The sequence below is a fragment of the Janthinobacterium sp. C22 genome (assembly GCF_057919405.1).
The window spans coordinates 4860638-4879734 of sequence record NZ_CP193659.1 but is presented as its reverse complement, the minus strand read 5'-3'; the positions used below and the strand labels follow the sequence as shown (position 1 = coordinate 4879734).

The following is a 19097-nucleotide window of genomic DNA, read 5'->3' as shown; positions in this document are numbered from 1 at the left end:
TCAATCGTTTTGTGAAACATTCGTTCGCACAGCGAAATGCTGCGGTGCATGAAAAAACGTGAGGAATTGACTTGCGCGAGGGCTTTTTCCCTTGCCGCTTGAGTATCGTTATATACATCTGTATATTGCGCCGTTGGATGACGGCCGCCGCATGCGTGGCCGCTTTTTTTGCATATCGCTATATAAGACGATATATAACGGAAGAGAGCAAGATGACGATGGTGAAACAGGTATTGGCAGGCGCCGTGATGCTGGCGCTGGCGCAGATGGCGCAGGCGCAGCAGACAAGCGGCAAGGATGAGGCGGCGGCGTTCGTGCTGGGCACGGTGACGGTGGTAGGCCAGCGTGAACAGGCAGGCCAGATGGAACAGCAGGTGGGCGCGCAAGTGAGCCGCGCCGAGATGCGCCGCTTTAACCGCGACAACGTGGGCGACGCATTGAATTTGCTGTCCGGCGTGTCGCTGTCGACCAATGCGCGCAACGAGAAAACCGTGGCCATCCGCGGCTTCGATGCGCGCCAGGTGCCGCTGTACATCGACGGCATTCCCGTCTACGTGCCGTATGACGGCTACGTCGATTTCAATCGCTTCACGACGTCCGACCTGGCCGCCATCCAGGTGGCCAAGGGCTTCAGTTCCGTGGCCTACGGCGCCAATACCCTGGGCGGCGCCATCAACCTGGTGTCGCGCAAACCGACGGCTTTGATGGAAGGCGATGCGTCAGTGGGATTCGGTTCGGGCAGCGAGCGCCAGGTGTCGGCCAACGCGGGCACGAACCAAGGCCTGTGGTATCTGCAGGCGGGCGTGTCGTATATCGACAGCGACGGCTTTCCTCTGTCGTCCGATTTCCGCCCCACGGCCACGGAAGGCGGCGGCATGCGCAATAACGCCTATCGCAAGGACCACAAGCTGTCGTTCAAGGTGGGCTACACGCCCGATGGTGCGCAGGCGGGCGACGAGTATGCGCTCAGTTACTACAAGCAGCATGGCGAAAAGGGCCAGCCGCCATCGACGAATCCCGTTGGCGCGCGCTACTGGCAATGGCCATACTGGAACAAGGAAAGCGTGTATCTCGTCTCGCAGACGCGCCTGGGCCGGCAGGAACGCCTGAAACTGCGCTTGTACCACGACAGCTATGACAATGAAATCACCTCGTTCACCAATGGCAGCTACAGCACGATCAAGACCAGCGGCCAGGGCAGCGTCAGCGGCGGGAGCAGCATCTATAACGACCGCACGAACGGCGGCGCGGTGGAGCTCGAATCGTTCCGCCTGGCCGCGCACAGCCTGCGCCTTGTGGCCAGCTACAAGGCCGACGAGCACCAGGAACGCGATGGCAAGGGCGTGCGCACCACCTGGTACAAGGACGCGCTGTGGACCCTGGGCGCGGAAGACAGCATCGCCCTCAATGCGGCGACGGAACTGTCGCTGGGCGCCTCGCGCAACGCACTGCGTCCGGACACGGTCTACAGCGCCGGCAATGCCTACACCTTGCCCGATAATCAATCGGCCACCGACCTGCAGGCGGGATTGTTCCACAAGACCGGTCTTGACTCGCGTGTGTATGCCACCGTGGCGCGCAAGTCGCGCCTGCCGACCCTGAAGGACCGCTACTCGCAGCGCCTGGGCACGTATATCGAAAACCCGGCCTTGCGCGCCGAGCAGGCGATGAATTACGAGCTGGGGTATCAAGGAAGCATGCAGGGTGCCAGCCTGGAAGCGGCGCTGTTCTACAGCGACGTGAAGGACAAGATCCAGAGCGTGGCGAACGTGGCGGGCGTGCGTTCGCAGATGCGCAACGCGGGCAGGGCGCACATCAGCGGCGTGGAACTGGGCGTGCGCGGCCGCGCCGGCGCCTGGCTCGATTTCGGCGGCAATTACACGTACACGGAGATGAAGAACGTCAGCGACCGCGCCATCCGCCTGACGGACGTGCCGCGCCACAAGCTGACGGCGCACGCCGTGCTGCACGCGGCGCGCCAGGTCGACGTGGTGGCCATCGCGGAAGCGAACAGCGGGCGCTGGGTCTCGAACACGCTGGAGCTGGGCGGTTTTGCGGCAGTGAACCTGAAGGCCGTGTACCGTCCCCTGCCGGCCTTGACCTTGGAAGCGGGCGTGGCGAACCTGGCTGACCGCAACTACGCGCTGGCCGACGGTTTTCCCGGCGCGGGCCGCACCTGGCTGGCCAATGCGCAATACCAGTTCTGATTTTTTGATTGTTCCATGAAAGGACATAGCATGTTGAAGACCATACTGACGAGCCTCGTTTCGGCGGCGCTGCTGGCGGCGGCCCCCGCATGGGCCGGCCCGGCGCCGGCGCGCGAGAATATGAGCCACACGCTCACCGTGACGGGCAAGGTGGCAGCGCCGTTGACCCTGACAGTGGCCGGCCTGCGCCAGCTGCCGCCGGCCAATGGCGGAGACATCGCCGTCACGCGCCACAATGGCGACAAGGCCGAAACCATCACCAGTTACAAGGGCGTGCGCCTGCGCGACATCCTCGACAAGGCGGCGCTGGACGCGCCCGGCCACAACGACGTCAAGAAGCTCGCCATCATCGCCACGGCCACCGATGGCTATGCGGTGGTGTTTTCCTGGGGCGAGCTGTATAACGCGCCGGCCGGCGAGGGCGTGATCGTCTATTATGAAAAAAACGGCAAGGCCCTCGACGACAGCGATGGCGAAATCGCCCTCATCTCGGCCAAGGATATCCGTACGGGTCCGCGCCATGTGAAGTGGCTGAACGCCATCGAGGTGCGCAAGCTGGTGGAGTGATGCGCAGCTGATACTAAAAAACGCGCCGTGGAGCCATCCCCGGCGCGTTTTTTCTATGCCGCCAGCGCTTGCCGCATGGCCTTGCCCGCCACGTCGAACAAGCCGCGCGCCGCTGGCGTCAGGCCCAGCATGTGTATCGATGCATGGATCATGCCGTCGAGCTGCACGCATTGCGCCGCCACGCCGTTGTCGCGCAAATACCGCGCATAGGCTTCGCCTTCGTCGTGCAGCGGGTCGTATTCGCATACCAGCACGGTCGCCGGCGGCAGGTCCTTGAGCGACGCGGCCTGCAGGGGCGCCGCGTAGGGCTGCGCGCCGTCAGCCGGCTCGTTCAGGTAGGCCGACCAGCAAAAGCGCATCGCTTCCCGCGTCAGCGAGTGGCCTTCCGCATAGCGCTGGTAGGACGGCGTGTCGAAGGCGAAATCAAGCGCCGGGTACAGCAGCAACTGGTGCGCCAGCGCGGGTCCCGCCTGGTCGCGCGCCATCAGGGCGGCGGCCGCCGCCAGGTTGCCGCCTGCGCTGTCGCCGCCCACGGCCAGCCGTTTCGCATCGATGCCCAGCATCTCCGCCTGCTCGGCGACCCAGCACAGGGCCCCGTAAAAGTCGTTCAGCGGCACGGGAAACTTGTGCTCGGGCGCCAGCCGGTAGTCGACGGAAAAGATCACGCAACCGGTGGCGTTGGCCAGCGCGCGGCAGGGATTGTCGTACAGCTCCAGCGAGCACAGACACCATCCTCCGCCATGCGCGAAGACGATGGCCGGCAAAGGCTGGCCCGTGTCCGCGCCGGCGGGCACGTAGGCGCGCACGGTGAGCGCATGCTCGCCCGGCAGCACGTAATCCGTGACGGACGCGACGTCTTCCAATGGCCCGTGCAGCTGGCGCAGTCCCGTTTCCGTGGCCGCGCGCAGGTCCGCCAGCGAGGCGGGCGGCGGCGCATCCCTGGTCTGGTCCAGCCAGGCGGCGATCAGCGGATCGAGGCTCATGCGGGCTCTCCGGCCAGGAACGGCAGCAGGTGGGCGATGAACGCTTCCGGCTGTTCTTCCATGATGAAGTGGCCGCATTCGGCAACGATGGCGCCTTGCAGGATGTCCGCCTTGCCCTGCATGGTCAGCAGCGGCGCGTCGTTGGTGGCGTGGTCGGCGCCGATGGCCAGCACCGGCATGGCCAGGCGCGTCTTCGCCCGTTCGAGGTTTTGCCGGATGGTTTCCGGAATCGCCCGGTAGTAGGCGAAGCCGGCGCGCAGCGCGCCCGGCGTGGCATACGCGTCCGCATACACGTCGACGGCCACCTTGTCGCGGCGGTAGGACCAGCGGTCAAGGATGAAGCGGATGTATTCGCGTTCCTTGCCCGCCGTGAGCATTTCCGGCAAATCGAGCACCTGGTTGAACATGAAGTGCCACAGGAAGATGTTATCCGACGGCGCGACGAAAATCGGCGGCGCCGGGGCCAGGCCGGGAATCACGGCTTCCGTCAGCGCCAGTTTCGTCACGGCCTGCGGGAAATCGCTGGCCAGCGCATAGCCGACCCACATGCCGATGTCGTGGCCAACCACGTCGTACTGCGTGTGGCCCAGGGCCAGCATGGCGCGGTGCAGGGTGGCGGCAATGGTGCCCGTATCGTAGCCATCGGCCGGGCGGCTCGAATGGCCGCTGCCCGGCGGATCGATGGCGATGGCCTGGTAGCCGCTGGCGGCCAGCGCCGCCATCACGTGGCGCCACGCATACCAGGTTTGCGGCCAGCCGGGGATCAGCAGCACGGGTTTGCCTTCGCCGGCGATGACGCAATGCAGGCGCTGGCCGTCGATGCGCACGTAGTCGTGAATGAAGTCGTTCATATGTTTCCTTGATTAGTGATGCTCGATGCCGAGCAGGGTATTGATCTGTTGTGCGCTGACGGGGGCGCCGGCGAAGTCGTCGAAGATCTTGTCGGTCACGGGAATGATGTGGGCATTGATGAAGGCCACGCCTTCGCGCGCGCCCACTTCCTGGTCCTTCAGGCAGCATTCCCATTCCAGCGTGGCCCAGCCCGCGTAGTCGTTCTGCGCCATCTTCGAGAAGATGGCCTTGAAGTCGACCTGGCCGTCGCCCAGCGAGCGGAAGCGCCCGGCGCGGTTTTCCCACGACTGGTAGCCGCCGTAGATGCCTTGCCGACCCGTCGGATTGAACTCCGCATCCTTCACATGGAACATGCGGATATGGTCCTTGTAGATGTCGATGAATTCCAGGTAGTTCAGCTGCTGCAGCACGAAGTGGCTGGGGTCGAACAGCATCTTGCAGCGCGGGTGGCGGCCCACGCGCTCGTAGAACATCTCGAAGCTGATGCCGTCGTGCAGGTCTTCGCTGGGATGGATTTCGTAGCACAGGTTGATGCCCTGTTCCTCGCACACGTCGAGGATGGGCAGCCAGCGGCGTGCCAGTTCGTCGAAGGCCGCCTCGATCAGGCCGGGCGGGCGCTGCGGGAACGGGAACAGGTAGGGCCAGGCGAACGAGCCGGAGAAGGTGCCCATGTCGGTCAGGCCCAGGCGTTTCGACGCCATGGCCGCCAATTTCACTTGCTCGATGGCCCACTCGGTGCGCGCGGCCGGCTGGCCGTGCAGATGTGCCGGGGCGAAGCTGTCGCACAGCGCGTCGTAGGCCGGGTGCACGGCCACCAGCTGGCCGAGGATGTGCGTCGTCAGTTCGCTGATGACCAGGCCATGGCTGGCCAGCATGGCGACCAGGTCGTCGCAGTATTGCTGGCTGTGCGCGGCCTGTGCCACGTCGAACAGGCGCGCATCCCAGGCGGGAATCTGCAGGGCCTTGAAGCCCATGCCTGCCGCCCACTCGGCGATGGCGGGCAGGGTGTTGAAGGGCGCCGTGTCGGCGGCGAATTGTGCCAGGTGCAGGCTTGGTCCTTGGATGGTTTTCATATCGGCTCCTATTGTTTGTCGATCGACAAAGAATAGGCGAAATTGTTGGCGCGGTCAAGCCCGGGATGCAAAATAAATCGCGAACGCGCCGCGGGCGCCAGGCGTTATACTGGCCGCCACTTCGCAAGCAGAGGATAAAAATGGCAGGAAGACCGAGGGAATTCGACCGCGCGCTGGCGCTGGAAAAAGCGCGCGACGCGTTCTGGACGCGCGGCTACGAAGGCGTATCGATGGCCGACCTGGTGGCGGCGCTGGGCATCGCCTCCGCGCGCATCTATGCGGCGTTCGGCTCGAAGGAGCAGCTGTTCCGCGAAGCCGTGGAGCTGTATGAAACGGGAGAAGGCGCATTTGCCGTGCACGCGCTGGCGGCCAGCCTGAACGTGCGCGACGCGGTGGCGCGCATGCTGGAAGAAGCCGTGCTGCTGTATACGCGCAGCGGCCAGCCGCAAGGCTGCATGGTGGTCACGGCCGCCACGAACACGAGCGCGGAAAACGCGGGCATCGCCGACTGGCTGGCGCAGCACCGCCGCGCGCGCACGCAAGCCGTCATCGAGCGCCTGCGCGCGGCGCAACTGGCAGGGGAATTAAAAGGGGAAGCCGACGTGCAGGCGCTGGGCGACTACTATGCGGCCTTGCTGCATGGCTTGTCGGTGCAGGCGCGCGACGGCATTCCCGCCGAACGGCTGCTGGCGCTGATCACGCCGGCGATGGCGCCATTGGCGCTGGAAATGAAAAACTAGACTATCTTGCCGATAGTCACTGTGTTCAGGTCTTGACGTCGATCAGGCTGCCCAGTGCCTGGTCGGCCGCCTTGACGACGTTCGCCGACAGGTTGAAACCGGCCTTGTAGACGAGGTTATCCGTCAGTTCGGAAGCGAGGCCCACGCCGTTCGGCCGGCTTTCGGCCGCCTTGGCCGCGGTCGCATTGGCGCCGCTGACGCTTTCGCTGGCGGCCAGCTTGCGCCCTTCGACCGAGAGGGTGACGCCCGTGCCGGCCGGGCTGGCTTCCTGGAAATCGGCCGACTGCGGCTGGAAGCCCGGCGTATTCGCGTTGGCGATATTGTTGGCGGCCACATCCAGCGCGCGCTGGTTGGCGGTGAGCCCCGAGGTACCGGTGGTGAGGGCGGAGATGGACATGGCGGCTCCTTCAGAAGGCTTCCAGTTTACTCCCGCCAGACGGAAAATTGGTTGGTGCAAGGCAATAATTTTTTTCCGCAGGTGGTTGCCGCAAAAAATATGTGTGTCACGTAATTTTTTTATATTGTTCTGTGCTATTTCACTGTCTAGACTGGCAGGGAAGTCATCCACGGAGTGCGCCATTTTCCACCTGCTTCGCCCCATTTCGCTGGGTATGCTGCTCAGCCTGCTTTGCCTGCCCCTGAAAGCCCAGCTTGTTCCCTCGCAGCTACCGTTCGATGCGCGCCTGAACGAGCAGGTGATCATGGTGCCGGCGGGCGATGGCTTGCGCGAAACGCTGGAAACGACGGTGTTCCGTCCCCCGGCCCCGGCCCGTTTCCCCTGCTGCTGATGAACCACGGCAAGCAGGCCGGCCCGGCCCGGCTGCAGCAGCGCGAGCGCTTCATCTATATGGCGACCGAGTTCGTGCGCCGCGGCTATGCCGTGATGCTGCCGATGCGCGCCGGTTTTGCGCGCTCCACTGGCGCTTACCGCGATTTCGGCTGCGACATGCTGGGCAACGCCCAGGGCCAGGCGCGCGACATGCTCGCCGCGCTGGCGTATGCGCGCCGCCAGGGCTGGGTCGACCCGCAGCGCATCGTCGTCGCGGGGCAGTCGTATGGCGGCATGGCGGCGCTGGCGCTGGCCACCCGGGTGCTGCCCGGCGTGCGCGGCGTGCTCAATTTTTCCGGCGGCTTGCGCGTCGACATGCCCGGCTGCGACTGGCAAGGAGCGCTGGCCAAGTCCTTTGCCACCCTGGGCGCCTACAACCACATTCCCAGCCTGTGGCTGTATGGCGCGAATGACTCGTACTTTTCGCCGGCGCTGGCGCGGCGGCTGTTCAATTCCTTTACCGGTTCAGGCGGCCGGGCGCAACTGCTGGCGTATGGCCCGTTCAAGCGCGACGCCCACCTGACCCTGGGCAGCCGCGACGGGGTGGCCGTGTGGCTGCCCGCCACCGAGCGCTTCCTGCAGAAGATCGGCATGCCGGTGCGCCAGGTCTACCGCGTGGCCGATGCGCCGTCGCCGCCCGCCACGCATTTCGCGCCGCAGGACGATATCGCCGCCGTGCCCTACCTGGAAGAGCAGGGCCGCGCCGCCTACCGCGACTTCCTGGAGAAAACCGCGCCGCGCGCCTTTGCCTTGTCGGCCAGCGGCGCCTGGGGCTGGGCCGAGGAGGGCGAAAGTCCCGATGTGCGCGCGCTCGCTTCGTGCCAGCGCCGCAGCAGCCTGCCATGCCAGCTGTATTCGGTCGATGAAAGCGTCGTTTGGCCGGTCGCCGGCGCCAGCGCGAGCGCCGCCGGCGGCGCGCAATAGGCCGCCGCGCACGATAGTTGTCGCCGAAACGGGGGATGGGCGAATATACTAGGCGAAAAGGGAGGCGTTGCGCTTCCCGTCCGCCCTTATCATCAGCGAGAATTCACCCTTATGGCGTCATCCCCAGAAAACCTCAGCATGGCCGTGTTTTGCGACTTCGAGAACGTCGCGCTCGGCGTGCGAGATGCAAATTACGAAAAATTCGACATCAAACCCATCCTGGAACGTTTGTTGCTCAAGGGCAGTATCGTCGTCAAGAAGGCCTATTGCGACTGGGACCGTTATAAAAGCTTCAAGGGCACCATGCATGAGGCGAACTTCGAGCTGATCGAAATTCCCCACGTGCGCCAGTCCGGCAAGAATTCGGCCGACATCCGCCTCGTCGTCGATGCGCTGGACCTGTGCTACACCAAGGCCCACGTGAACACCTTCGTCATCATCAGCGGCGATTCCGATTTTTCGCCGCTGGTGTCGAAATTGCGCGAAAACGCCAAGCAGGTGATCGGCGTGGGCGTCAAGCAGTCGACTTCCGACCTGCTGGTGGCGAACTGCGACGAATTCATTTTCTACGACGACCTGGTGCGCGAGAGCCGCCGCACGGCCGCCAAGCGCGACGCGCGCGAAACCCCGGCGGCCAAGCGTTCGCCCGACGAAGAAGTGCGCCGCAAGGAAAAATACGAGTCGCGCAAGACGGAAGCGATCGAAATGGCCGTCGCGACCTTCGACGCGCTGGTGTCCGAGCGGGGCGACAGCGGCAAGATCTGGGCCTCGATGCTGAAGGAAGCGATCAAGCGCCGCAAGCCGGACTTCAGCGAGTCCTACTACGGTTTCCGCACCTTCGGCAACCTGCTGGAAGAAGCGCAGGCGCGCGGCTTGCTGGAATTTGGCCGCGATGAAAAATCGGGCGCCTATGTCTACCGCAGCAGCGGCCTGGTGCCTGTCGCTGCGCCCGTGAACGGGGAAGCTTCCAGCGAAGCCATCGTCGCCGGCGAGACGGGCGCGACGGCGGAAGAGGGCAGTCACCGTGAAGGCGGCAGCCGCCGCGATTCGCGCCGCAACGGCCGTGGCGGCCGCAAGCAGAGCGAGCAGCGCCGCGGCGAGTCCGCGCCACAGGCTTTCGTGCCGGTGGCCGAGGCTGAATCGGCTGTCGTCGAGCAGTATGCGCCCGCGCCGCAGCCGGAGATCGTGCATGAAGTGGCCGAAGCCGTGGAAGCGGTGGTCGAGGTGGCAGCGGAAGAGGGCAACGCCAAGCGTGGTTCGCGCCGCAATGGCCGTGGCGGCCGCAAGAATGGCGATGGCGCCCGCGAAGCGCGCGCCGAGGCCGTCGAGGTGGCGGTGGTGGAAGCCATGCCTGCGCCCGTGCCTGAACCTGTAGCCGAAGCGATCGTGGAAGCGGCCGCCGAAGCGAAGCCGAAGGCCAAGCAGCGCACGCCGGCGCGCAAGACGGCAGCGGCGAAAAAGCCGGCCAGGAAGGCGGCCGACGCCGTGGCGGAAGCGGCGCCCGTGATTGAGGCGGCGCCGGTGGAAGCGGCCGTCGTGGCGGAAGACAAGCCGGCCAAGGCGCCGCGCAAGACCCCGGCGCGCCGTCCCGCGCGCAAGAAGGCGGAAGCGGCTTGATAGTTTGAGCAGGAACAAGCGGGGCGGCAATCGCATGCGCCCCGGCTTTTCCTGTGCCTGCCTTGCGCAAACCGCGCACCCCGATCTCCCCAAGCGTGTAGGATGAGCCTGTTTTTAACGCAGCGGGCGGTCAAGCATGTACCACGGTGAACGGTTCAACAGCATTTCCCATACGGTGGGCGCCGCGCTGGCGGCCATCGGCGGCGTCATCCTGATCGTCGCGGCGGCCCGCACGGGCGATCCCTGGAAAATCGTCAGCTGCAGCGTGTACGCGGCCATGCTGCTGACCCTGTACCTCACTTCCACCCTGTACCACAGCGTGCGCGGCAAGGCCAAGGCCGTGCTGCAGCGGCTCGACCATTGCGCCATCTACCTGCTCATCGCGGGCACCTACACGCCCTTCATGCTGGTGACCCTGCGCGGGCCGTGGGGCTGGTCGCTGTTCGGCGTCGTCTGGGGCCTTGCGCTGTTTGGCATCGTGCAGGAATATGTGTATGCGAAAGGCGCGCGCATCCTGTCGCTGGTGATTTACGTGGCCATGGGCTGGCTGATCGTCATCGGCATCAAGCCGCTGCTGGCGGCGCTCGAGTGGAACGGTTTCCTATGGCTGGTGGCGGGCGGGCTGTGCTACACGGGCGGCATCGCTTTCTATGCCACCGACCACAAGCTGCGCCATGGCCACGGCATCTGGCACCTGTTCGTGCTGGCCGGCAGCAGCTGCCATTTTATCGCCATTTTGTTTTACGTTGCCTGACGTTGCCTGCTTGCTCTCACTGTTGCCATGATTCCATTATAATGGCGGGATATGTGAAATGCAGGCAACAATAAGGCAGCAATGGATATCAATTCGGACGACCTGAAAATTTTCGTCACCGTCATCGACAGCGGCACCCTGAGCGCGGCCGCCGGGCACCTGGGGCAAACCACGTCGGGCGTCAGCCGCGCCCTGTCGCGCCTGGAAGACAAGCTGGCCACGTCGCTGCTGACGCGCACCACGCGGCGCATGGAGCTGACGGAAGAGGGGCAGCTGTTCCTGGACAAGGCGCGCGCCATCCTCGCCTCGATGGAGGACGTGGAAGAGTCGATCCGCATCCGCCGCCAGAAACCGGCCGGGCGCCTGTCCGTCGATGCCGCCTCGCCCTTCATGCTCCATTGCGTGGTGCCCCACGTGGCCGAATTTCGCGCCATGTACCCGGACATCCGCCTGGAGCTGACCAGCAACGACCAGATCGCCGACCTGCTCGAGCACCGCACCGATATCGCCATCCGCATCGGCGCCCTGGTCGACTCGACCCTGCATGCGCGCGCCCTGACTGCCAGTCCGCTGCACGTGCTGGCCACGCCCGCCTACCTGGCGCGCCACGGCGAACCGGCCACGCCGGAAGCGCTGTCCGGCCATGCGCTGCTGGGCTTTGCCCAGTACGACCTGGGCAACAACTGGCCGCTGCGCCACGAAGCGGGCAACAGCCTGCAGATCGTGCCCGCGCTGGCCGCCTCCAGCGGCGAAACCCTGCGCCAGCTGGCCCTGCACGACCAGGGCATCGTCTGCCTGTCCGATTTCATGACGAAGGACGATATCGCCGCCGGCCGCCTGGTGAAAGTGCTGCAGCCGTTCTACACGGGCTACCGCCAGCAGATCCACGCCGTCTACTACCGCAACACGCAGCTGGCGCAGCGCATCAGCTGTTTCCTCGAATTCCTGCAGCACAAGCTGTAGGCCGGGCATGAAGGAGACGGAAATGGAGTGTCCTACCTGCGGCGAATACGGCGACCTGATTCTTGCGAAAGTCAGAAAGACGGGGCAGGAGGTGGTCGTTTGCACCGAGTGCGACAATCTGTGGGCCAAGCCGGGCAGCGCGCCCGACATCGACGCCAGCGAGGGCGTGGCGGAGTTTCTGGCGGCAGCCGGCCTCGCTGACGACTGGAAGGAACTGGCGCTGCTCGCCAGGCTGCCGGCGGGCTAGCCTGCGCGCACGCGCGTCAGGCCGCGGCGTTCACTTCCTTCGTTTCGGCCCGCAGCAGCAGTTCCACCTCGTGCGCGGGCAGCGGGTGACTGAAGTAATAGCCTTGCGCCTCGTCGCAGCCGTGCTGGCGCAGGTAGTCCAGCTGCTCGGCCGTTTCCACGCCTTCGGCCACCACGCGCAGTTTTAAGTTGTGCGCCAGGGCGATGATGGAGACGACGATGGCCGCGTCGTCCGCGTCGCGCGCCACGTCGCCGACGAAACTGCGGTCGATCTTCAGCACGTCGATGGGGAAGGTGCGCAGGTAGGCGAAGCTGGAATAGCCGGTGCCGAAGTCGTCGATCGACAGCTGCACCCCCAGCGCCTTCATGTCGTGCAGCTGGCTGACGGCCAGCGCCACGTCGTGCATGAACAGGCTTTCCGTCAGTTCCAGTTCCAGGCAGGCGGGCGGCAGGCCCGTTTCCAGCAGCACTTCGGCGATCGAGGCGACCAGGTTCGGCTCGTTGAACTGGCGCGCCGACAGGTTCACGGCCAGGCGCAGCGTGTCCAGTCCCGCCGCATGCCAGCGTTTCACCTGCGCGCACGCCTCGCGCATGACCCAGGCGCCGATCGGCACGATCAGGCCCGTATCTTCCGCCAGCGCGATGAAGCGCTGCGGCGCCACCATGCCCAGGTCCGGGTGCTGCCAGCGCAGCAGCGCTTCCACGCCGACGATGCGCCCGCTGGCCAGGTCCACCTGCGGCTGGTAATGCAGCACGAACTGCTCGCGTTCGAGCGCGTTGCGCAGCGCCGTCTCGATGCGCAGGCGCTCCAGGGTGGCCTGGTTCATGGCTGTCGTATAGAACTTGATGTTGTTGCGCCCCTGTTTCTTGGCGCAGTACATGGCGATGTCGGCCTGCTCGATCAGGTTCTGCGTCTCGCCATTCAGGGTCACGTCGCCGGGGGCGTCGTAGCGCGACATGTCGTAGACGGCCACGCCGATGCTGCAGGTGACGAAGAATTCCTTGCCATCCAACAGTACCGGCTGGGCCACGGCATCCATCACGCGCTGCACGATGGCGGCGCTGAGCACCTCGTCGGCCTGTTCGCACAGGATGGCGACGAATTCGTCGCCCGACAGGCGCGCCACCGTATCGGTCTCGCGCAGGCTGGCCTGCAGGCGCGTGGCGATGGTTTTCAGCAGCAGGTCGCCGGCCTTGTGACCCAGGCTGTCGTTCACGAACTTGAAACGGTCGAGGTCGATCAACAGCACCCATAGGGCGCGGTTCTTGCGGCGCGACAGGGCCATCGCTTGCGCCAGGCGGTCGCGCAGCAGGGCGCGGTTGGGCAAGCCCGTCAGCACGTCGTGGTGGGCGATGTGCTGGATTTGCTGCTCGGCCAGCTTGCGCTCCGTGATTTCGGAACCCGTGCCCCGGTAGCCGCGAAATTCGCCCAGCTCGTTGAACAGCGGTTCGCCATTGATGCTGAACCAGCGCAGCTGGCCGTCGCGGTCCTGCATCGCATATTCGAGGTTGGAAAAGGGCAGGTGCGCTTCCAGCTTGGCGATATGCTGCTTGCCCCAGCGCGAATTGCGCATTTCCGGGTTGTTGTCCCAGCGCGTCATGCCGATGAAGCGTTCCAGCGGCATGTTCGACTTGTCCGTGAAACCGCTGGTGATGTGGGTGAAGCAGAAGTTGGCGTCCTGTTCCCAGTACCAGTCCGAGGACAGGGCCAGCAGGCGGCGGAAGCGTTTTTCGCTTTCCTGCAGGGCGCGTTCGGTGCGCTGGCGCGCGCGCACGTCGGCGCTGAGCAGCTCGTTGCTGCGCTTGAGGTCGGCCGTGCGCTGCTCCACCAGCAGTTGCACGCGGCGCGAGCGCTGCGTCAGCGACTGCACGAAGGCGGCCGTCAGCATGCTGAACAGCAGACCCATGATCAGCGTGAAAAGGGAACCCAGGTGGTCGGCCAGGAAGGGGCGCGGATGGGCCACCACGCGCACATGCCACGGCCGGCCGGCGGAAACGAAGGCCCGGTCATAGTGGCTGTGGTAGGCAAATTGCAGCCAGCGCGGCAGCGATTCCCAGGCGCCGCCCGCTTCGTCTACAGGCGCCTGGCCATGCCGGAAGATCATCTGGCGCGGGTCGGCGCCGGCGTCGGCGTAGACGCTCAGTTCGAGCTGCGGGTCGCCCAGCAGGTCGGCGCCGGCGAGGATCTTCTGCACCAGCTCCCCGGCCCGCACGATGACCGCCGTATCGCCGATCAGTGCCGCGCGCCGCTGCTGCACCGTTTGCAGCGGCACGCCGTGGCGGTACACGGGACGCACGATGACGAAGCCCTGCTGCGGTCCCTGCGCCAGGGCCAGCAGGCCGGTGGCGGTGGTCTGGCCGCTGATGATGGCCTGCTCCAGCGCGCGCGCCAGCACGCCGTTCGGGCTGACGTTCAGGCCGAAGGCGGGGCGGTTGCCCTGCAAGGGTTCGAGGTAATCGACCACCAGATAGCTGGCGCGCGTCGTCGCGGGCACGATGACGCCATCGCGCATTTCCGTCATGGCGTAATCGGGTGCGATGCGCCGCAGCTCGGCCTCGAAGGCGTCGCGCTGGGCATGCGGCACGATACGGTGGAAATTGAAGGCCTGGATGAACGGGTGGCGCTGCAGCAGCGGCGTGGTGAAGGCGTGGAACTGCTCGCGCGTGACGGGCACGACGGCGGCAAACAGCTGGTTCGTCGTCGTCAGCACCTCGACGGCGTCATCGAGCCCCTGCTCGATGGCGGCCACCCTGGCGCCGGCGCGCTGCTGCAGGCTCAGGCTCATCTTGTCGTATTCGAGCTGGCTGATGGCGGCGAACAGCACGGCCGTCACGCTGACGCCGCAGGCGAAGGTCAGCGCGGCCGCGGCGGAAATCGACAATGGCAGGCGGCCACGCAGCATGGGTTTTCCTATCTCACTTCATGGACACAATTGCTCGGCAGCACCTGCGGGCCCGCGCAGGCCGTAGTTTGTCATAAACCACATCCATCATGCGAATTTTGCACCAGATCGCTGCTAATAAGCAACAATATCTATGGCCATGGCGGGCGACTATCAGTTGTCGCGTGCGCCTGATTGCCGGCGCAAGCGCCACAACTGCCATGCCGGCAGCAGCCGGTTCAGGCAAGCCAGGCCGCATGCGCGGCGCCAGCGCACCAGGCGCACGACGCGCAGGGCGCGGCCCGCCCCGAGCTTGTCCGGCCTGGCGGCGAAGATGATGCGGTTGTTGCCGGCGATGTCGTCGAAGTGGCACACGGCGCCGCGGAAGGTGAGCATCAGGCGCGCCAGCATGGCGGGATAGTGCTCGTCATAACTGAACAGGTTGGCCACCAGCACGCCGCCGGGCAGCAGCGTGCGCAGGCAGTCCGCATAGAAGCGGGCGCTGCCGAGGGCGGGCGGCAAGCCCGTTTCGTCGTAGCCGTCGAGCAGCAGCACGTCGGCGCAGCCCGGATGCTGGCGGATATAGCTGACGGCATCCGTTTCGATGATGCGCAGGCGCGCGTCGTCGGGCGGCAGCATGAATTGCTCGCGCAGGGCGATCACGTCGGCGCGCAATTCCAGCACCGTGATACGGGTGTCGGGCAGGTGGCGGTGGCAGAATTTCAGCAGCGAACCGCCGCCCAGGCCCACCATCAGGATATGCCGGGGACGCGGCACGAACAGGGTAAAGCACATCATGGCGCGCGCATAGCGCAGCAGCAGATGGTCGGGGCGCGACAGCAGCATTTCGCTCTGGATCATGCCTGGCTGGAATTCCAGGCGGCGCCGGTCGCCACAGGTATGCACCTGCGGGGCAAGCGGGGTGGTGCTTCTGTTTTCCGGCATGGGACGACTTCGCTGAGTGGACTGGGGGAGATGCTTTGTTGCATTCAGAGAAATCTGATAAGCTCCCGTGAGCATACCCGATTAATCCGCGCCGAGCATGCTGCGTATACTATGTATATGGCGCGCGGCGGCACGGCCGCGCAGTCGGGCACCATGGAGACAAGCATGTTTTTGGATCACCCCATCATTACGGCGACGAACAGTTTTACGGAGCCTGACCGCATCGAGCGGCTGACGCGCGTGTACGGTTACGCGGCGGCGCTGGCGGACCAGGCCGCCAATCTCGGCTTCATTGAAAAAGTGGCGCAGATCCACGACCACAAGGGTACCCTCATCGTGTTCTGGCACGAAGCGCCCAGCGAAGTGGAGAAGCAGTATTTCGTGCAGGCGTGGGCCAGCAAGATCGGCGACGGCAGCACGAATGTCGAACACGAAATCTGACACAGCGTGCCGCGGCGGCGCGGCGATGGCGTAGCCCATGGATATCAAGACCCTGGTACTGGCCCTGGCGCTCGGCAACCTGAGCCTGTGCGCGGCCCTGTTCTTCTTCGAATACGAGCGCAAGAAGTCGCTCAGCATGTCCACCTGGGCGGTGGCCAAGCAATGCCAGGCCGTGGCCTGGTGCCTGCTGTATTTCCGCGGCGTGCTGCCCGATTTCCTCTCCATCCTGCTTGGCAACAGCCTGCTGTTTGCCGGCATGGCGCTGGACGCGGGCGCGCTGTGGCAGGCGGCCGGGCGCAGCGGCTGGCGCCGCTACATATTGCCGGCGCTGGGCGCGGCGATCGGGCTGTTTGCCGCCTGCTACCTGTTCGACGTGGCGCCGCTGCTGCGCAGCGCCGGCGGTTCGCTCATCGTGGCCGGCTTTTTCCTCGCTGGCGTGGCCGCGCTGTGTCTGAAATGGCGCGAGGCGAGCATGCTGCGCCGCTTCCTCGTCGTCAGCATGGGTATCCTGTCGCTGCTGATCGCCGCGCGCGGCGTGCTGGCCGCCGCCGTGCCCGGTTTCGATGCGGAGCTGATGCAGCTGGCCGGCTTCGGCGCCCTGTACCTGATGATGCTGACGAACGCCTTCGGCTACCTGCTGCTGTCGCGCGAAAAACTGGGCGGCGAACTGGCGCGCCTGGAAGTGCTGGACGCGGCCACGGGCGTGCCGAACCGGCGCGGCTTTTACCAGGCGCTGGCGCCATGGATGGCGCTGGCGCGCCGGCCCGGCTTGCCGACGGCGCTGGTGGTGCTCAATATCGACCACTTCAAAAGAGTCAACGACAGCTATGGCCATCCGGTGGGCGATGCGGTGCTGAAAACCATCGTCGACACGTGCCGGCAGCAGCTGCGCGACAGCGACCTGATGGGCCGCCTGGGCGGCGCCGAATTCGCCATCCAATTGCCGCGCACGACCCTGGCCGATGCGCTGATGGTGGCCGAGCGCATCCGCGCCGCCGTCGAGGCGCTGCCCGTCAAGACGGAGCGCGCCGTGCTGCAGCTGACGGCCAGCCTGGGCGTGACCACCATCCGCGCCGAAGACAGCACCGTCAGCCTGTTCAAGCGGGCCGACGAGGCGCTGCAGGCGGCCAAGCAGGCGGGCCGCAACAGGGTGGTGGAGGCGCAGGGCGCCAGCACCCTCGATATCTAAACCGGATTATTTCTTGCGCGAGCCCAGCCAGCTGGGTTCCTTGCCGCATTCCTTGGGCAAGAACAGCGCATCGAGGCCGGGATCGCAGCGCCGGTCCGGCGCCTTCATCGGCTCGACGGTGATCCATTCGCTCTTGGGCAGGATATTTTCTTCGCGTGGTTGCACGGGCGGCGCGGGCGGCAGGCTGTCTTGCCAGCGTGCCTGCGCGGCGGGCGCGGGCGGGGAGGCCCAGTTCGCGTCAACCTGCGTTGGCGGCGCTGGCGGTGTGTCCGCGTGCGCGGCGGCGCACAGCAGGCTGCCCGCGAAGATGGCGAATACGGTGCGCACGGCTGCGCTGCTTGCTCGTTTCATGGTGTGTCCTTGGTCGGTGGCGGGAGGGCGTGCCCTGCAGTATGACGCTTTCAGGCTGTAAAAAGACAAGGAAATTGCAACGGCATGTTACCAAAGGGACTATAGTTACTGGTAGCAAGCAGGTGCGCTGTGGCAAAGTGATTGAACAGCGGGCCAGGCGCGGGTCGCCGGCACCTGAAATGTGTATTCCCTAACTTTCATTTAAGCTAAGCAAGTTATGCTGTGGGGTTGCTTAGGGCCCCTCTTGTCGTCCGCACTGCAGTTCCCCTTTTTTACTCTTGCCAGGCCCATAATGAAAATGCTCAAATCCCTGCCTGTTTGGCCGCTTGCCGCCCCGCTTGCCGGCTGGCTGTTCCTGTTCGGTTCCACCTTCAACGTCGGCGGCGCCTATCAGATCCTGCTGGTGGCTGGCCTGATCGGCAGCGTGCTGGCCGCCGTGTACCACGCGGAAGTGGTGGCGCACCGCATCGGCGAACCGTACGGCACCCTGGTGCTGGCGCTGGCCGTGACCCTGATCGAGGTGGCACTGATCGTCTCGCTGATGCTGGCCGGCGGGCCGGAAACGACGGGGCTGGCGCGCGACACCGTGTTTGCCGCCATCATGATCATTTTGAACGGCATCGTCGGCATCTGCCTGCTGCTGGGCGCCGGGCGCCACCGCGAGCAGACCTTCGGCCTGCTGGGCGTGAGCGCCTCGCTGGCCACCCTGGCGGCGATCGCCATCCTGACCCTGGTGCTGCCGAACTACACCTCGAGCGCCGCCGGCCCGTACTACAATTCCAGTCAGCTCATTTTCATCGCCGTCATCTCGCTGGTCCTGTACGGCACTTTCGTGCTGGTGCAGACGGTGCGCCACCGCGACTACTTCCTGCCCAAGGAAGCCGTCGGCGACGAAGAGGTGCATGCGGCGCCGCCCACGCCCGCCGTCGCCTGGGTCAGCGCCGGCGCACTGCTGGTGTGCCTGGGCGCCGTGGTGTTGCTGGCCAAGTCGCTGGCGCCCGCGCTGGAGACGGCGATTGCCGCCATGGGGGCGCCGAAAACCCTGGTCGGTATCGTCATCGCCGCCATCGTGCTGCTGCCCGAAGGCCTGGCTGCCGTGCGCGCCGCGCGCGCGAATCGCCTGCAAACGAGCTTGAACCTGGCGCTCGGCTCCGCGCTGGCCAGCATCGGCCTGACGATCCCCGCCGTGGTGGTGGTGTCGCTGGCCACGGGCCTGACGATTACGCTGGGACTCGATATCAAGTCGACGGTGCTGTTGCTGCTGTCGCTGATGGTGGCTACCCTGTCGCTGGGCACGGGCCGCACCACGGTCATGCAGGGGACGGTGCACCTGGTAATTTTCGCCGTGTATCTCTTTACTACCATCGTGCCGTAAGCCGCCGCACAACTGCCGTTTTGTCACAATCCTGTCACGCCGCTGTCATACGATGAGGGTAGTGTGGTAGGATTTTTAAATCGTTTAAATGATTTATATAGTTTAGCAACTGAATTTGCCAACTTTTTCAGTTGGCACAGTAATGACAAGACAAGAGGC

19 protein-coding genes are annotated in these 19097 nt (G+C 65.3%); 12 read left to right on the top strand and 7 right to left on the bottom strand.

Annotation, left to right across the window (positions count from 1 at the left end; all coding sequences use genetic code 11):
- Window positions 1-212 precede the first annotated feature (212 nt).
- Both ACRHIG_RS22805 and ACRHIG_RS22800 read left to right on the top strand, forming a co-directional pair.
- Window positions 213-2207 (top strand): TonB-dependent receptor plug domain-containing protein, encoded by a 1995-nt coding sequence (locus ACRHIG_RS22805; RefSeq protein WP_489628000.1) that lies wholly within the window; start codon window positions 213-215, stop codon window positions 2205-2207.
- A gap of 30 nt (window positions 2208-2237) precedes the next feature.
- Entirely contained in the window at window positions 2238-2774 is a 537-nt protein-coding gene (locus ACRHIG_RS22800; protein ID WP_489627999.1) for a molybdopterin-dependent oxidoreductase, read from the top strand.
- Between the two features lie 53 nt (window positions 2775-2827).
- Here the strand turns inward: ACRHIG_RS22800 and ACRHIG_RS22795 are convergent, their stop codons facing one another.
- Genes ACRHIG_RS22795 through ACRHIG_RS22785 form a run of 3 tightly spaced genes read right to left on the bottom strand, consistent with a single transcriptional unit; the run spans window position 2828 to window position 5682 of the window.
- On the bottom strand, window positions 2828-3757 hold the full coding sequence (locus ACRHIG_RS22795) for an alpha/beta hydrolase (protein WP_489627998.1): 930 nt from the start codon (window positions 3755-3757) through the stop codon (window positions 2828-2830).
- On the bottom strand, window positions 3754-4608 hold the full coding sequence (locus tag ACRHIG_RS22790; protein WP_489627997.1) for an alpha/beta fold hydrolase: 855 nt from the start codon (window positions 4606-4608) through the stop codon (window positions 3754-3756). Before ACRHIG_RS22790 ends, ACRHIG_RS22795 begins: the two co-directional genes overlap by 4 nt.
- Before the next feature lie 12 nt (window positions 4609-4620).
- On the bottom strand, window positions 4621-5682 hold the full coding sequence (locus ACRHIG_RS22785; protein WP_489627996.1) for a sugar phosphate isomerase/epimerase family protein: 1062 nt from the start codon (window positions 5680-5682) through the stop codon (window positions 4621-4623).
- Window positions 5683-5822: 140 nt separating this feature from the next.
- On the opposite strand from ACRHIG_RS22785, the gene ACRHIG_RS22780 reads away from it, so the two are divergent.
- Entirely contained in the window at window positions 5823-6422 is a 600-nt protein-coding gene (locus tag ACRHIG_RS22780) for a TetR/AcrR family transcriptional regulator (protein WP_489627995.1), read from the top strand.
- Between the two features lie 25 nt (window positions 6423-6447).
- Here the strand turns inward: ACRHIG_RS22780 and ACRHIG_RS22775 are convergent, their stop codons facing one another.
- Complete coding sequence (locus ACRHIG_RS22775) at window positions 6448-6819, bottom strand: flagellar basal body protein (protein WP_489627994.1); 372 nt, start codon at window positions 6817-6819, stop codon at window positions 6448-6450.
- Between the two features lie 214 nt (window positions 6820-7033).
- Here ACRHIG_RS22775 and ACRHIG_RS22770 point away from each other — a divergent pair, with 214 nt between their 5' ends.
- The 6 genes from ACRHIG_RS22770 to ACRHIG_RS22745 all read left to right on the top strand — a co-directional run bounded on the left by ACRHIG_RS22770 (window position 7034) and on the right by ACRHIG_RS22745 (window position 11756).
- Window positions 7034-7210 carry a hypothetical protein gene (locus ACRHIG_RS22770; protein WP_489627993.1) on the top strand — a complete coding sequence of 59 codons (177 nt, stop codon included), beginning with the start codon at window positions 7034-7036 and terminating at the stop codon, window positions 7208-7210.
- Window positions 7210-8175: a dienelactone hydrolase family protein gene (locus tag ACRHIG_RS22765; RefSeq protein ID WP_489627992.1), complete on the top strand. Its 966-nt coding sequence runs from the start codon at window positions 7210-7212 to the stop codon at window positions 8173-8175. Before ACRHIG_RS22770 ends, ACRHIG_RS22765 begins: the two co-directional genes overlap by 1 nt.
- Before the next feature lie 111 nt (window positions 8176-8286).
- On the top strand, window positions 8287-9792 hold the full coding sequence (locus ACRHIG_RS22760) for an NYN domain-containing protein (protein ID WP_489627991.1): 1506 nt from the start codon (window positions 8287-8289) through the stop codon (window positions 9790-9792).
- A gap of 136 nt (window positions 9793-9928) precedes the next feature.
- On the top strand, window positions 9929-10546 hold the full coding sequence (gene trhA / locus ACRHIG_RS22755) for a PAQR family membrane homeostasis protein TrhA (RefSeq protein ID WP_070222989.1): 618 nt from the start codon (window positions 9929-9931) through the stop codon (window positions 10544-10546).
- Between the two features lie 81 nt (window positions 10547-10627).
- Entirely contained in the window at window positions 10628-11509 is an 882-nt protein-coding gene (locus ACRHIG_RS22750; RefSeq protein ID WP_475416225.1) for a LysR substrate-binding domain-containing protein, read from the top strand.
- Window positions 11510-11531: 22 nt separating this feature from the next.
- Window positions 11532-11756 carry a hypothetical protein gene (locus tag ACRHIG_RS22745; protein WP_489627990.1) on the top strand — a complete coding sequence of 75 codons (225 nt, stop codon included), beginning with the start codon at window positions 11532-11534 and terminating at the stop codon, window positions 11754-11756.
- Window positions 11757-11772: 16 nt separating this feature from the next.
- On the opposite strand, the gene ACRHIG_RS22740 is transcribed toward ACRHIG_RS22745, so the two are convergent.
- Both ACRHIG_RS22740 and ACRHIG_RS22735 read right to left on the bottom strand, forming a co-directional pair.
- Entirely contained in the window at window positions 11773-14658 is a 2886-nt protein-coding gene (locus ACRHIG_RS22740) for a bifunctional diguanylate cyclase/phosphodiesterase (protein WP_489627989.1), read from the bottom strand.
- A 153-nt stretch (window positions 14659-14811) separates the two neighbouring features.
- Complete coding sequence (locus tag ACRHIG_RS22735; protein ID WP_475416222.1) at window positions 14812-15582, bottom strand: spermine/spermidine synthase domain-containing protein; 771 nt, start codon at window positions 15580-15582, stop codon at window positions 14812-14814.
- A gap of 165 nt (window positions 15583-15747) precedes the next feature.
- Here ACRHIG_RS22735 and ACRHIG_RS22730 point away from each other — a divergent pair, with 165 nt between their 5' ends.
- Together ACRHIG_RS22730 and ACRHIG_RS22725 are read left to right on the top strand one after the other, a co-directional pair.
- On the top strand, window positions 15748-16023 hold the full coding sequence (locus ACRHIG_RS22730; protein ID WP_077402750.1) for a hypothetical protein: 276 nt from the start codon (window positions 15748-15750) through the stop codon (window positions 16021-16023).
- A 37-nt stretch (window positions 16024-16060) separates the two neighbouring features.
- Window positions 16061-17212, top strand: a complete 1152-nt coding sequence (locus ACRHIG_RS22725; protein ID WP_475416221.1) for a GGDEF domain-containing protein — start codon at window positions 16061-16063, stop codon at window positions 17210-17212.
- A gap of 6 nt (window positions 17213-17218) precedes the next feature.
- Here ACRHIG_RS22725 and ACRHIG_RS22720 read toward each other — a convergent pair whose 3' ends face one another.
- The gene (locus ACRHIG_RS22720; RefSeq protein ID WP_475416220.1) at window positions 17219-17563 is read right to left on the bottom strand and encodes a hypothetical protein; all 345 of its coding nucleotides are present in this window, start codon (window positions 17561-17563) and stop codon (window positions 17219-17221) included.
- 292 nt (window positions 17564-17855) lie between these two features.
- On the opposite strand from ACRHIG_RS22720, the gene ACRHIG_RS22715 reads away from it, so the two are divergent.
- The gene (locus tag ACRHIG_RS22715; RefSeq protein ID WP_475416219.1) at window positions 17856-18938 is read left to right on the top strand and encodes a calcium:cation antiporter; all 1083 of its coding nucleotides are present in this window, start codon (window positions 17856-17858) and stop codon (window positions 18936-18938) included.
- Window positions 18939-19097 lie beyond the last annotated feature (159 nt).

Excerpts from the sequence above, each read along its gene's own strand:
- ACRHIG_RS22770 (WP_489627993.1), top strand. The coding sequence starts at position 7,034 with ATGCTGCTCAGCCTGCTTTGCCTGCCCCTGAAAGCCCAGCTTGTTCCC.
- trhA (WP_070222989.1), top strand. The coding sequence starts at position 9,929 with ATGTACCACGGTGAACGGTTCAACAGCATTTCCCATACGGTGGGCGCC.
- ACRHIG_RS22750 (WP_475416225.1), top strand. The coding sequence starts at position 10,628 with ATGGATATCAATTCGGACGACCTGAAAATTTTCGTCACCGTCATCGAC.
- ACRHIG_RS22795 (WP_489627998.1), bottom strand. The coding sequence starts at position 3,757 with ATGAGCCTCGATCCGCTGATCGCCGCCTGGCTGGACCAGACCAGGGAT.
- ACRHIG_RS22715 (WP_475416219.1), top strand. The coding sequence starts at position 17,856 with ATGAAAATGCTCAAATCCCTGCCTGTTTGGCCGCTTGCCGCCCCGCTT.
- ACRHIG_RS22785 (WP_489627996.1), bottom strand. The coding sequence starts at position 5,682 with ATGAAAACCATCCAAGGACCAAGCCTGCACCTGGCACAATTCGCCGCC.
- ACRHIG_RS22800 (WP_489627999.1), top strand. The coding sequence starts at position 2,238 with ATGTTGAAGACCATACTGACGAGCCTCGTTTCGGCGGCGCTGCTGGCG.
- ACRHIG_RS22735 (WP_475416222.1), bottom strand. The coding sequence starts at position 15,582 with ATGCCGGAAAACAGAAGCACCACCCCGCTTGCCCCGCAGGTGCATACC.
- ACRHIG_RS22730 (WP_077402750.1), top strand. The coding sequence starts at position 15,748 with ATGTTTTTGGATCACCCCATCATTACGGCGACGAACAGTTTTACGGAG.
- ACRHIG_RS22780 (WP_489627995.1), top strand. The coding sequence starts at position 5,823 with ATGGCAGGAAGACCGAGGGAATTCGACCGCGCGCTGGCGCTGGAAAAA.
- ACRHIG_RS22765 (WP_489627992.1), top strand. The coding sequence starts at position 7,210 with ATGAACCACGGCAAGCAGGCCGGCCCGGCCCGGCTGCAGCAGCGCGAG.
- ACRHIG_RS22805 (WP_489628000.1), top strand. The coding sequence starts at position 213 with ATGACGATGGTGAAACAGGTATTGGCAGGCGCCGTGATGCTGGCGCTG.
- ACRHIG_RS22725 (WP_475416221.1), top strand. The coding sequence starts at position 16,061 with ATGGATATCAAGACCCTGGTACTGGCCCTGGCGCTCGGCAACCTGAGC.
- ACRHIG_RS22790 (WP_489627997.1), bottom strand. The coding sequence starts at position 4,608 with ATGAACGACTTCATTCACGACTACGTGCGCATCGACGGCCAGCGCCTG.
- ACRHIG_RS22775 (WP_489627994.1), bottom strand. The coding sequence starts at position 6,819 with ATGTCCATCTCCGCCCTCACCACCGGTACCTCGGGGCTCACCGCCAAC.
- ACRHIG_RS22740 (WP_489627989.1), bottom strand. The coding sequence starts at position 14,658 with ATGCTGCGTGGCCGCCTGCCATTGTCGATTTCCGCCGCGGCCGCGCTG.
- ACRHIG_RS22760 (WP_489627991.1), top strand. The coding sequence starts at position 8,287 with ATGGCGTCATCCCCAGAAAACCTCAGCATGGCCGTGTTTTGCGACTTC.
- ACRHIG_RS22745 (WP_489627990.1), top strand. The coding sequence starts at position 11,532 with ATGGAGTGTCCTACCTGCGGCGAATACGGCGACCTGATTCTTGCGAAA.
- ACRHIG_RS22720 (WP_475416220.1), bottom strand. The coding sequence starts at position 17,563 with ATGAAACGAGCAAGCAGCGCAGCCGTGCGCACCGTATTCGCCATCTTC.